Origin of the sequence: Leyella lascolaii (genome assembly GCF_900079775.1) — a bacterium.
Lineage (GTDB): Bacteria > Bacteroidota > Bacteroidia > Bacteroidales > Bacteroidaceae > Prevotella > Prevotella lascolaii.
The window spans coordinates 55505-69408 of record NZ_LT556051.1; the positions used below are offsets into that span (position 1 = coordinate 55505).

8 protein-coding genes are annotated in these 13904 nt (G+C 53.0%); 6 read left to right on the forward strand and 2 right to left on the reverse strand.

Annotation, left to right across the window (positions count from 1 at the left end):
* The first annotated feature begins 180 nt into the window (after positions 1-180).
* Both BN4609_RS15130 and BN4609_RS15135 read left to right on the forward strand, forming a co-directional pair.
* Positions 181-2457, forward strand: a complete 2277-nt coding sequence (locus BN4609_RS15130; protein WP_068857330.1) for a GH92 family glycosyl hydrolase — start codon at positions 181-183, stop codon at positions 2455-2457.
* Positions 2458-2497: 40 nt separating this feature from the next.
* Positions 2498-3421: an endonuclease/exonuclease/phosphatase family protein gene (locus tag BN4609_RS15135; RefSeq protein ID WP_068857331.1), complete on the forward strand. Its 924-nt coding sequence runs from the start codon at positions 2498-2500 to the stop codon at positions 3419-3421.
* A gap of 253 nt (positions 3422-3674) precedes the next feature.
* Here BN4609_RS15135 and BN4609_RS15145 read toward each other — a convergent pair whose 3' ends face one another.
* Entirely contained in the window at positions 3675-3902 is a 228-nt protein-coding gene (locus BN4609_RS15145) for a hypothetical protein (RefSeq protein ID WP_164071712.1), read from the reverse strand.
* Between the two features lie 587 nt (positions 3903-4489).
* Positions 4490-5050, reverse strand: a complete 561-nt coding sequence (locus BN4609_RS15150) for a sigma-70 family RNA polymerase sigma factor (protein WP_068857334.1) — start codon at positions 5048-5050, stop codon at positions 4490-4492.
* Between the two features lie 1364 nt (positions 5051-6414).
* On the opposite strand from BN4609_RS15150, the gene BN4609_RS15160 reads away from it, so the two are divergent.
* The 4 genes from BN4609_RS15160 (at position 6415) to BN4609_RS15175 (ending at position 13899) form a co-directional block, all read left to right on the forward strand.
* A complete protein-coding gene (locus BN4609_RS15160; RefSeq protein WP_068857336.1) occupies positions 6415-6993 on the forward strand; it encodes an RNA polymerase sigma-70 factor in 579 nt (192 codons plus the stop codon).
* A gap of 60 nt (positions 6994-7053) precedes the next feature.
* Positions 7054-8040: a FecR family protein gene (locus BN4609_RS15165; protein ID WP_068857337.1), complete on the forward strand. Its 987-nt coding sequence runs from the start codon at positions 7054-7056 to the stop codon at positions 8038-8040.
* Positions 8041-8465: 425 nt separating this feature from the next.
* The gene (locus BN4609_RS15170; RefSeq protein ID WP_068857338.1) at positions 8466-11939 is read left to right on the forward strand and encodes a SusC/RagA family TonB-linked outer membrane protein; all 3474 of its coding nucleotides are present in this window, start codon (positions 8466-8468) and stop codon (positions 11937-11939) included.
* An 88-nt stretch (positions 11940-12027) separates the two neighbouring features.
* The gene (locus BN4609_RS15175; RefSeq protein ID WP_068857339.1) at positions 12028-13899 is read left to right on the forward strand and encodes a SusD/RagB family nutrient-binding outer membrane lipoprotein; all 1872 of its coding nucleotides are present in this window, start codon (positions 12028-12030) and stop codon (positions 13897-13899) included.
* Positions 13900-13904: the final 5 nt, after the last annotated feature.

The window sequence follows — 13904 nt, forward strand, 5'->3', positions numbered from 1 at the left end:
TTTGTAGCAGCTAAGCCGCACCCGGGTGAATGTAAGTAAACTTATTTTCCGCCCGTTTGCATCATCCATATCACCGCGTCCGGAAGGGCGGCATGAATTCCGCCGGGCGCAAGGTTTCTGTATGAAAAATCCTTATCCGATTGCTGAAAACAGAACAGATAACATAAAACCGGAAGACAAATGAAAAGAGCTTTATTATTATCGGCACTGTGTCTTTGCACGATGTTGCAGACAAAAGCCGCAGACGAGGTTGACTATGTGAGTACGCTCGTGGGCACGGCGTCCAAATTCGAACTGTCCACAGGCAACACCTATCCTGCCATCGCCATGCCGTGGGGCATGAATTTCTGGGTTCCGCAGACCGGAAAGATGGGCAACGGATGGACTTATGTGTACTGGGCGGACAAGATAAGGGGCTTCAAGCAGACCCACCAGCCCAGTCCGTGGATAAACGACTACGGCCAGTTCTCGGTCATGCCTGTCACGGGTGAGGCTGTGTTCGACGAGGAGAAGCGCGCCTCATGGTTCTCTCATAAGGCTGAGGTGGCGCGTCCTTATTATTATAAAGTGTATCTCGCCGACCACGACGTCACCGCCGAGCTCGCCCCGACGGAGCGTGCCGTGGCTATGCGCTTCACATTCCCGCAGACCGACAAGGCATACATCGTGCTCGATGCGTTCGACAAAGGCTCGCACGCGGAGATTATTCCGTCCAAGAACATGATTGTGGGCTACACCACGAAGAACAGCGGCGGCGTGCCCGAAAACTTCAAGAACTACTTCGTGCTTGTCTTTGACAGACCGTTCAAGTATACCGCCGCCGTCACCGACGGCAACATAGACGCCTCCTCACTCAGCTCCACGAGCAATCATTCGGGTGCCATCGTGGGCTTCAGCACGAAGCGCGGAGAGCAGGTCAACGTGCGTGTGGCGTCGTCGTTCATAAGTCCGGAGCAGGCGTTGCTCAATCTGAAGGAGCTCGGAGACGACGGCATCGACGAGGTGTCGGCACGGGGCAGGGCACGGTGGAACGAGGTTCTGGGTCGTGTGGAGGTCTCCGACGACAACACCGACAACCTCCGCACGTTCTATTCGTGCCTTTACCGCTCGCTCCTTTTCCCGCGCAGCTTCTACGAGACCGACGCCGACGGACGTGTGATGCACTACAGTCCTTACAACGGAAAGGTGCTGCCGGGCTACATGTTCACCGACACCGGCTTCTGGGACACCTTCCGCAGCCTCTTCCCCTTCCTCAACCTGATGTATCCCTCTATGAACGAGAAGATGCAGGAAGGACTCGTCAACGCCTATAAGGAGAGCGGATTCCTGCCCGAGTGGGCGAGTCCGGGACACCGGGGCTGCATGGTGGGCAACAACTCGGCGTCCGTCGTGGCAGACGCTTACCTCAAAGGTCTGCGCGGATATGATGCCGAGACGCTTTGGGAAGCGGTGAAGCACGGAGCCAACGCCGTCCATCCCAAGGTGTCGTCTACGGGCCGTCTCGGATTCGAGGAGTACAACAGCCTCGGCTATGTGCCGTGCGACAAGCACAGCCAGAGCGTCGCCCGCACGCTCGAATATGCCTACGACGACTGGTGCATATACCGTTTCGGCAAGGCTTTAGGAAAGTCTGACAAGGAACTGAAGCAATACCGCACCAACGCGATGAACTATAAGAACGTGTTCGACAGCTCCACCAGTCTCATGCGCGGCAGGAAAGCCGACGGCAGCTTCGAGTCTCCGTTCGACCCGACGGCATGGAGCCGCTCCTTCACAGAGGGCGACAGCTGGCACTGGAGCTGGTGTGTGTTCCACGATCCGCAGGGACTTATCGGTCTGATGGGAGGCAAACAGAAGTTCAACAGCATGCTCGACTCGGTGTTCGTGGTCTATCCTGACGTGAGCAGCAGGGGCATAATACACGAGATGCGTGAGATGCAGGTGATGAACATGGGGCAGTATGCCCACGGCAACCAGCCCATCCAGCACATGATTTATCTCTATGCCTACTCGGGACAACCATGGAAGACGCAGTACTGGATACGTGAGGTGATGGACAAACTCTACAATGCCAACCCCGACGGATATTGCGGCGACGAGGACAACGGGCAGACATCGGCGTGGTATGTGTTCTCTGCCATGGGCTTCTATCCCGTGTGTCCAGGCTCCAACCAGTATGTGCTCGGCACTCCTTACTTCAATAAGGTGACGCTGCACCTCGAGAACGGCAACACCATGACCATAAAAGCCGAGGGCAACAGCCGCTCAAACAGATACATAGACAGCATGACCCTCAACGGCAAGACATACACAAAGAACTATCTCACACACGCTGACATCATGAAGGGAGGCAGCATCGTGTGCGCCATGTCGGCTGAACCCAACCGCAGCAGAGGCACTCAGGAGGCTGACTTCCCTTACTCGTTCACCAATGAGATGACGGGTTCTGAAAAGTAAGACAACATCTTTTTATAAACAAACAAATGATAATCAGACTATGAAACGTAGTTATTTTCTTCTCGTGCTGATGGCAGTCGCCTCACTGGCGTGTGCCCAGTCGCTCTTCGTAGGCACTTACAACATCCGCAACCACAACAGCGGTGACGACGCTGCGGGCAATGTATGGAACGTGAGATGTAAGGTGATATGCGACCAGATCAATTTTGAGGACCCCGACATCTTCGGAACCCAGGAAGTGCTTCACGCCCAGTTGGGCGACCTCACCGCCGCGCTCGACGGCTACGACTATATAGGTGTGGGTCGCGACGACGGCAAGCAGGCTGGCGAATACTCCGCCATCTTCTACAAGAAAGACCGCATAAAGCTCCTGCGCAAGGGCAATTTCTGGCTCAACGAGACGCCCGACACGCCAAAGCTCGGATGGGACGCCGCATGCATACGCATATGCACATGGGGCGAGTTCAGGCAGAAGGACACGAAGTTCAAGTTCTATTACTTCAATCTTCACATGGACCACGTGGGCGTGACGGCACGCCGCGAGGGCGCGAAGCTTGTGGTAAGGAAGATAAAGGAGATAGCCAAGGGAGCTCCCGTGATTCTTACGGGCGACTTCAATGTAGACCAGAATGACGAGATATACGCCATCTTCACCAAGTCGGGAATCCTTAAGGACTCTTATGAGTGCTGTCGTCTGCGCTTCGCAGAGAACGGAACGTTCAACTCATTCGACTCCGACCTGAAGTCGGACAGCCGCATCGACCACGTGTTTGTGTCTCCTTCGTTCGACGTGGACCGCTATGGCGTGCTTACAAACGCCTACTGGACCCCGAGAGCAGGCTCCGAGGACCATTCTCTCAAGGGCAAAGACGCTCCCGGAGAGATAAGCTTCGGCAAGTACGACCGCCGCACGCCGTCCGACCATTATCCTGTTCTTGTAAAGATGCGCTACGCCGGCAAGTAGCTCCCGGCATACGCCACGTATAGCTCCCGGGCGGACATCGGCAAGCCATAGTGCCATGTCTGTCCGGGTGTTTTTTGTCCGCCGTCACCTCCCGTGCGCCGGTGCGGCATGACGCAGCTGTGCAGTCTGCCCGTGAATGCGGGTATGTCGGAAATCTGTGTGTGGTGTGTCTGTGTGCGGGCGGCATGCGTTCCGGTCATGAAAAGTCATGCATGACGCTGCGCCCTGTTCTTTCATGGCATCCGGTATGCCGTTATCCTTCTGTCCTGTCCTGCTCTTCGCGCTTCCTTCTCATCTTTTCTTTCAGCTCCTCCCACGCAGCCTCTGTCCGCGCGTCGGGCGTGTGCGAATGTGTCCATTCCTCCTCCCATTCCGCGAACTCCGCTTTGTTGCGTGCCGATTCTTTTATGAATTCAAGCAGTCTCAGCTCCTCCTCGTCGGTCGCCTTGCCCTCGAAGTAGAGTATAGCCAGTTTTTTCATATGATGGTCGTGCTGCATTTTCAGTTTTATATGTATCCTCAAATCCTCAACTAAGCCCTTCAACGTCCTTCTTGCGTGTACATGTCCTCTCTTACTGAATTAGCAGATAAATTGAGGTAGAAATCCCCACTGCAACCCTCAATATTCCCTTACCCCACAATGCGACTTGAGGCAATACGCAGTATCATACCCATAAGTTGTAGGCGTTATCCAAAATCAGTCTGAAAAATGTCTGCGTAAGCATTATTACAGGTATAGATATTCAGCACTGCTCCATGATAGAAAATATTCCTCCAAAAGGAGTGAGTTTCTCAGATTTAATTTGTATTTTTGCCATGTCTATCGTCGGATTTTCTTGTTTATTTTTTGCAACACTAAGATAAGTGAATTCTTCGACATGGCAAAATCCTGAGCAACTTTTTGTTGCTCAGGTACTTAAAAAGTTTAATTTATAATAGTGTTGCGGAATTAAGGATGTATAACAACATAGCGAGGCTGTTCTTGTTATTTTCAGCCGTTTTTTCGTGGTTTTTATCTAAATTTAACATTGTTGTACACCATAAAACCCTTTTCCAGCCCCCGCACGCTTATAACTCGGCGAGCTGTTCTATTATTGCAGACTTGGCGATTTTTATGTGTTTTATCACCTGATATGCCGACATGCCTGTCTTTTCCTGTATTTCCCTGTTTTTAAGTCTCTCTTCTCTCGACATCCGGTAAACCATTCTGGTTGTCGCCGGAAGGCTGTCTATGGCGGTCTGTATGCTGTTTATCACTTCCTCTGAGATGAGTCCCACTTCCTCTTTGCATCCGAAGTTGATGTTGTACAGCCTTTCTTCATTGCGCAGTCTGATAAGGTCGAGCTTGAATTTCTTTATCACTGTCTTGTGCTTGAGGTGGTTCAGACACTGGTTTCTCACCATGGTGAACAGCATGGCATGTAGTGATATGCCGTCAAGAGACTCGCGTTTCTCGTAGATCTGCATGAAGCAGTCCTGCACGAGGTCTTTTGCGAGATCTTCGTCTCTCACGAATTTTTCGGCGAATTTGCAAAGACGAGGATTCAGTGTGATGAAAAGCAGTCTCATGGATTGCTCGTCACCGCAGTCGATGATGTCTTTTGTGGCATGGTAGTCCGTCAGTGTCATATCTCAGATGTTTTGTTGTAGTTAGGCTGTTGTTTGTCCTTTGCCGTGCATGACAGCATATGTTAAGTTATCAGAGTTTGAGATAGAAAGATTGCCTGAAACAAAAAAGACGTGGGAAAATCTACTCCTTGCTTATCCTGCGTACCGGCCTTCGCAATGCCTTAATCAGGGATAAGCAACGCAGTTAGCCCACGTCGTGATATATTTACTCTCGCACGACACGGGCTCACGCCCGTGTCAATTGAGTGAAAATACACCCGTCGTGGACGTTCCGTTGCCGCCTCTTCCTGATTGTCGTGCAAGTTTGCGAAGTTTGTACGCAGAAGACAGCGTTCGTAAACGTCCTTTTTTTCTGACAAAATTAACCCACCAGCCCATTACGGGCTAACTGAATCGGTAGCAAAGATAAACAAATCAAAGTTAAAAACAAAGAAAATGTATGTGTTTTTTGGCATAGACTATGTAAATGTTGTTATTTTGTTGTTAATTAAGATGAATGTATGAGGAAAACGGAATTGTGTAATAAAGACGTCTGACTGGTGTCTTTTTCCTGCCGTCATTACTGTTTTTCCGCACAAGCATGTGGCGGAATGTTTTCTGAGAGGCGTTTTTTTAGTATATTTGCATGTCACAGTGGTGTCGCTGCGTACATGGTTCCGCTGTCCTGCCATGGGCATGTTTTAAGATTCCATCAGGCAAACGCTTTCCTTGACAGTGCCGTTTCATTGGTCGCGCACCGCCCTTCCGCGCTCATGCCGCAGGGCGGACATCGGGCTGTAGCTCCGGAACGGCTGGCTCGGACACATCGCCGCAAATGCGCGGGGAGCGGTGGAAACGCATAAATATACGCTTTCCGCATGACTCGTTTTTGACAAAATAAAATCGCGAAACAGAACGCCGGAAGCCCCTTTTCCGCTCTTTCATGACCTCCGGGAAGGTGTCCGGCAGAGCGTGCGGCATGCGGAAAAGCCCGTTCCGCATGCTTTCGGGGCTGCGGAAGAGCCTCCGCGGCATGACGGAAGAGGCTCGGCGACGGTGCGGAAAAGCCTTTCCGGCGACGCCAAACGGGCTCTTCCGTAAGGCGGGAGAGGCGTGTAAGGACTGTCGGTGTAGCGTAATTGGCTGACAATAAAGCGGTTGTCGTCATCTGCGTGAGACTCGCGTATACGGCGGCAGAGACGCCTTCGCCCGCAAATACGCGCAAAATGAGCGTGTGGCGATGCATATTTATGCACCGCGACGCATAAATATGCAATTGGAGAAGAGTGCCGGAGGCTGGAAAAAAAGATGCCGGCATTTTGGCGGTGTCATACATTTTTTTTTATATTTGCAGAATTCTTGCATTATAAAAATGAGATGTGGACATGCGTGAAAACAAAAGCATAGTGTTTGACAGCATCTTTCGCCGCACTTACTCCAGGCTCTATTTCTACGCGCTCAGCCTGCTTTCCGACGAGAGCGATGCCGACGACGTGGTGGAGGAAGTGTTCGCCGGACTGTGGAGACGGATGGACGAGATAGACCTCGAAGACAATATCGAAGGGTTTCTCTACCGTGCCGTGTACACAAGGTCGATTAATGTGTTGAAACGCCGCAACGTGGATGCCGGGCGTCTCGCCGCGATAGAGGACATAAACAACATGCGTATGGAGTATTACAGCGGCATTAACGACGACCCGCTGCACCGGATGGAGAATGCCGAACTGCGCCGCAAGATAGAGGACACCATCAATATGCTGCCCGAAAAGTGCCGGCAGGTGTTCCGGATGAGCTATCTCAACGGCATGCACAACAACGACATAGCCGAGGAGCTGCAGCTCTCCGTGCGCACGGTGGAGGCACACATGTACCGCGCGCTGCGCTTTCTGAGAGAGCGTCTGGGCGAGTGTCTTACGGCGGCAGTAATATTTTTTCACTTTTTCATTAGGTGTTTTTATGAATAGAGTTGTTATAAAAGTGAGAGACTTTATATTTTACTGAACATTTAAGAAGAATATATCATAATGAAAAGACCGGACGAGAATGTGATAATGAGGTTTCTGACAGGGTGCTGTTCCGACCAGGAGCTTGAGGAAGTGAGGGACTGGATCAGTGCTTCTGAGGAAAATGCAGCCGAGCTGTTCAGGCTTGAGGAGATGCACCGGAGGCTGAGCGGGCTCTCCATGTCGGGCAGGGAGGTGGAGAAAGCACTCTCCGGCGTGCACGCGCGGATAGACCGTGCCCGTTCGCGCAGGGCGGTCATGGCGCGCCTTATGCGCTATGCCGCCGCGGCGGTTGTTCTCGTCATGATGGGCGCGGGCATGTGGCTGCTTGGCGGCGGAATGGAAAGGCTGGGCGTGACGGAGTATGTCGTGGCGAAGGCATCGGCGAGCACGCCGCGCGAGGTGACGCTTGCCGACAGCACACGGGTATGGCTCAACGCCGGCTCGTCGCTCAGATACCCTAAGAAGTTCGACAAGGCTGAACGCCGGGTGGAGCTTCAGGGCGAGGGCTACTTCGAGGTGGCGAAAGACAGGAGCCGTTCTTTCGTGGTGTCGGGTGGTCCGGTGGACGTGAAGGTACTGGGCACCGTGTTCGACTTCAACGTCAACAGCGACCGCAGCATAGCCGAGGTGAGCCTCATGGAAGGCTCGGTCGAGGTGACCGAACACTGCTCCTCGGGCAAGGTAATGCTGCTTCCCGGACAGAAGGCGTTCGTGGATTACGGTTCGGGACACATCACCGTGAGGAACGCCGACGTGCGTCTCGACGCCGTATGGCACAACCGTCTCATACCTTTCTATAATGCCGACGTGCGCCATATAGCCGAAACGCTCGAGAAACTTTACGGAGTCAGGGTGGTGGTGGACGACGCCATAGACGACAGCCACACCTATTCGGGACAGATAATACACAGGAACAGCATAGACAGTGTGCTGGAATCGTTGAGAAACACCATACCTGTGAACTATCATAAGAAGAACGGAAAGATATACATCGTGCCCGACTGACGGTGGCACATGGCGGCAGACGCGCCGCGCGGCACCTCATACACACCGCTTCAGGACCGTCACAGCAAGCCCCGCTGTGGCGGTCCTGACGGTTTATGCGCGCCTTGCGGAGACGGGAGAATGGCGGTAGGATAATTTTTTTTTTAAAAAACAACATTACGTTTAAGTGTTTTTACAAAATTCATTGTTCTAATACCAAAGGCAATGCGAGGCGAGTGCAACAGCAAGAACGGAAAACGCAGTTTTGCCGTTCTTGATACTGCCGAGCCGAAGTTTGTCTTATTTAAAGGCAACGCGAGGCGAGAGCAACATCAAGAAGGGAAAACGCAGTTTTACCGTTCTTGATACTGCCGAGCCGAATCTTGTCTTATGCAAAGACTTCCCACAAGATAATTAAAAACTAAAAAATAGCTGAACAATTATTTATGGACAACAGTAATCAGTGGAGAAAGCGTATGGCGCGGGGAGTGATGACACTCATGTTCGCAGCCGTACCTATGCAGGGAATGTTTGCTCAGGTTACTCTGAACACCCCTAACACCACTCTGGGTGTGGTGATAAAGAAAATCCAGGCACAGTCGGAATTCAAGTTCTTCTATGACGACGACCTCTCCGACATGCGCGTGAAGGCAATCAACGTGAAGGACGCGGCTCTCGAGAAGGTGCTCGCGCAGCTGCTCAAGGACAAGGGCGTGACGTTCAAGGTGGACGACAAGGTGGTTTACCTCAAACGGGCGCAGCTGCCCAGGCAGCAGACAAGGCGCGGCGGGGAGAAAAGAAAGATAACCGGACGCATCCTCGACGAGAACGGCGAGCCGCTGATAGGCGCGAGTGTCACGATAAAAGGCACCACAGACCGTGCCGTGACCGACATGGACGGAAACTACACGGTGATGACCGACGCGGAGAATCCGGTGGCGCAGTTCACCTATCTCGGCTATAAGCCACAGGAGATAGTGGCTGGAAAGAACAGCGTGGTGAACGCCATGATGGTGCTCGACTCGCAGTCCATCGACGAGGTTGTGGTGACCGCGCTCGGCATAAAGCGCGAGAAGAAGATGCTGGGATATTCAGTGCAGGACATCAAGAGCGACGCGCTCAACACCACCGGAGACCCTTCGGTCACGGGCGCGCTTGAAGGTAAGGTGGCAGGTCTGCAGATGAACACGGCAAGCACGGGCTTGGGCGGCTCTACGAAGATAACCATCCGAGGCAACTCCTCGCTCACTGACAACAACCAGCCGTTGTGGATTGTCGACGGAGTGCCGTTCACCGACGACCAGACATCAGACGCCTCGGCATACGGAGGATACGACCGCGGAGGCACATCGTTCGACATCAACCCCGAGGACATAGAGTCTGTGTCTGTGCTCAAAGGTCCTAACGCGGCGGCTCTATACGGCTCGCGGGCGGGCAACGGAGTGATTCTCGTCACTACGAAGAAGGGCTCCCACAAGCAGGGCTTTGGCATATCATACAGCGGCAACTTCACTTGGAGTGAGGCGGCTGAGACCATCAAGATGCAGAAAAAGTACGGTCAGGGCTCTAACGGGAAGACTGTATACATCTATGATGACGAAAACAACCCTACGGCACTTACCGGCGAGCTTTCCTTCGGTCCGGCTCTTGACGGCCATCTCGAACCGTCGTGGCTCGGCGAAAAGATACCTTATAAATATTATGGAGACAAACTGAAGGACTATTTCAAGACAGGTTTCTCGCAGTTTCACACCGTCGCGCTCGGCAACACCACCGAGAAGTCGCACTTCCGCGTGTCTGTAGGCTTCAACGGAAACAACGGTCTGTTCAAGGACGAGACCCTCGACAAGCTGACAACCGACCTCAATGCCGGAGCGGTGATAAACGACCGGCTGTCGCTCGACGGCAAGATATCGCTCTCACACATGAAGGCGGAGAACCGCCCTTACACCGGTCTTAACGGTGAGGTGGCGCAACTTCTGCTCATTCCGGGCAACGTAAGGCTGGGCGACCTTGCCTCAAACTACACCTCCGCAGAGCGTCTTCACCAGAACTGGTTCGGTCCGGACCAGCAGTATTCCAACCCGTATTACGTCCGTCACCGGTTCCGTAACTCTGACGAGAGATGGAGAGTGTTCGGATATTATTCGGCGAACCTCAATCTGACAGACTGGCTGAAGTTCAACGCCAAATATTCTTTCGACTATTACCGCACGCGCATACAGACAAGCGATCTCGGTCTGGGCGACCAGGCGATAAGCACTCCCGAGCAGAGCTGGCAGGACATGCTGACCAACGACAACATGCAGCGCAGCGAGGAGAACCACTTCGAGCACAACATACAGTTTCTTTTCATGGGAGACACCCCTATAACTCCTAAACTGCGTCTCGGCTATACCGTGGGTTCGAACATAATGTATCTGAACTACGAAATGCTCAATGTGGGTGTGGAGAACATGCTCGACAAGGACAACTGGATATTCAACACAGGCTACCGCCTGGTCTCCGGCGACAACGACGGACACAAACGCGCGATGTATTCCGTGTTCGGCTCGGCGCAGATAGCATACGACGAGTATCTCTCTCTCGACCTCACGGCGCGCAACGACTGGTCGTCCACACTGCCGGCGAAGAACAACTCGTTCTTCTATCCGTCGGCAAGCGTGAGCTATGTGTTCTCCGACTTCATGCGCTCCATAGGCAAACCGCTGCCCAAGTGGGTCACGTTCGCCAAGCTGCGCCTGTCTGCCGCACAGGTGGGTAAGGACCCCTCGCCATACAGCCTGTACAACACGCGCAAGTTCAAGTTTGACATGGGCACACGCAAACCGGTTGTCAACACAATCATGATGAACCGTAACCTCAAGCCGGAGATAAAGACTTCGTATGAGGCGGGACTCGACATGAAGTTTCTGGACAACCGTCTCGGCTTCGACTTCACATATTATTATAACAGCACGAAGAACCAGGCGATGCTCGTGGACGCCTCCGCGCCGTGGACACAGCAGTGGGTGAATGCGGGCAAGATAACCAACTCGGGCGTGGAGTTCATGCTTTACGGCACACCGGTGAAGACGAAAGACCTTACGTTCGACCTGACAATGAACATCGCGCACAACCGTTCTACAGTGAAAGAGCTTGCCGACGGGGTGAACAGAGTTTATTTCAACGGCGACCCGAACATGCCTGTAAAGGTGGGAGCCGTGGCTGGAGGAAAACTCGGAGACATCTACGCCAACAACCTCATGAAGCGTGACGCAAAAGGAAACATCGTTGTCGGAGCGGACGGTCTGCCGCAGCCGGAGAGCGGAAACGGCAATCTGGAACGCTGGCTGCTCGACCATCCCATCGGAAACATACAGCCCGACCTGCTCATGTCTGTCACTCCAACACTCACATACAAGGGCTTCAGCATCACGGCTATGTTCGACATGAAGTTCGGAGGTGATGTGGTGTCGGTGTCGGAAGGTATGGCTACAGCTGTGGGAACGTCGGAGCGCACTGCTTACCGTGGCGAGTTCAAGGAGGTGAACGGTGTCAAGGACTACTGGCTCGTGGTTCCCGGAGTGAAGGAAGACGGCACGCCGAACGACATTCTGGTAAGTGCGCAGTCTTATTATTCCACCATCGGACTGTACAAATCGCAGAGAGGATATGCCGAGGCGTTCGTACACGATGCGTCGTACATAAAACTCAAGGAGCTGTCCGTTGGCTATGCGTTCCCGCAGTCGGTGCTCAGACGCACCCCGCTCACGTCGCTCAGGATGTCGTTCGTGGCACGCAACCTGTGCTTCCTTATGAAACACACACCGGGAAACCCCGACGGCGGATATGACACGACAATGTTCTCACAGGCTCTCGACTATATGGCTGTGCCTTACACCCGCACGTTCGGATTCTCCGTAAACCTCGGATTCTGACGGTGGAGAAGGACATTAGTCTGTGGCGATACACTTTACCAATGCATAATAAAGAAGCAAAAAGCAATTCTTAAAACTCAAAACAACAATGAAACGCAATACTATATTCAACGGATTTCTGGCATTTGCCGTGGCATGCACGGTATGCTCGTGCTATGATCTCGACGAAATGAGCCATAATCCTTACGAAATAGAGGACAACACAGGTGCTGGAGGGGATAAGGATAATACCGGTGAGGACAACACGAAATATGCCGATGTGAACATCAACTTCACCGTGAGCAAGGAAGACTCCGCCGCACTCAAGACCGCGTTGGCTGATGCTCCGGCTACATTCCGTAACTTCCTTTATGAGGGATATTACAATGATTACCAGATAACAACCAACCTCAGCCATGACATTTATGCCGGTTATGTGGCTAACAACCAGCCGAAGCACTCCATGAAGACGCCCGACTACAGCTACGGCGACGGATGGTCGGGACAGCGGTGGGCGCACTTCTACAACGAGAGAAGCTCTGAATACCGCACGCTGTTGAGGGCTTACCGGTTCAACGACAACCCGGGACGATATAAGAACATGTTCTATATCACACGTATATATTATGTGTTCCTCGCCCTGGCAAATACCGACACATACGGCGCGATGCCTTTCCGCGAATATGCGCAAGCACGTATTCCGGAGACAAACAACGTGAAGTACGACTCTCAGGAGGAGGTCTACGACGCCATGTTCAGAATGCTCGAGCAGGCTGTTGACAGCATTAAGCCGGACGACGCGTCGCAGTACAGGATAGACCGCGACGACATCTGCTACTTCGGAGATGTGGACAAGTGGCTCCGTTTTGCCAATACGCTGCGTCTGCGCATGGCTCTCCGCATATCGAACGTGGCTCCCGAAAGGGCGCGGCAGGAGGCTGAGAACGCGCTGAACAACAAGTACGGACTCATGCGGAGCAACGCGGACAACATGCAGACAGTGCCGAGATATGCCCCGACGGAAATGGGCGGCAACGACTCGGGAGGCGATGAGAATGTCCTCGCGATGTGTTCTGTGGCATACGGAGGCGAGAGTGTGATGTCATGGGACCTCGAACAGATGTACCGTAACCTAAGTACCGGAGGCGGCACATATAAGATAAAGAAGGGACGTAACGGCTTTGAGGAGAAGACAATCGACCCGAGATGTCTCGTGTGCTGGTATCGCGCGAAGATGACTTCCACGTCAATCGCCGCCGGAGAGGAAAGCCTTCGTGAGGACTTCGCGGGCTGCAAGCGTGGCGCGCTGGCTCCTCTTATCGACATGGGCATACTCAATTACAGCATCACTCGCACACAGCCGAAGCCTGCTTCAAAGACTCTTAACAGGGATTTCTGGTTCAACTACGCGCGTCCCACCGTATGGCTGGGCTATTCGGAGTCGCTCTTCCTCAAGGCTGAGGCTGCTCTGCGCGGATGGAAAGGACAGGATCTGACAATGGACGCCGAGGGATATTTCCGCGCGGGAGTGCAGGCTTCGATGGACTATTATGAGATAGGCAAGGAGGCGGCACAGTCGTACATCAGCGGTCTGAAGGCTCTTAACGACGGCACTTTCAGCAGCGGCGACAGGGAGAAGATTCTCGAAGCCATCATCACCCAGAAGTGGATGGCTGTCTTCCCCAACGGTAATGAGGGCTGGGCTGATTTCCGCCGCACCGACTATCCTGCTCTGGCAAACCAGCTCACCAACCTGTCGGGAGGCGATGTGCCCGAGGGTAAGATGATAAAACGTCTGCTTTATCCTAACAGCGAGAGCTCTAACAAGTATTTCAATGAGCATGACGGGCTCAAGGCAGCAAATACTCAGGGCACCAGACTATGGTGGGATGTCGCCGATACCAATGACGGCAGCGGCAACAGACAGCAGCCTGACAATTTCAGAACAACGGCTTCAACATCATCAACAATAATGAAGTAATTGTA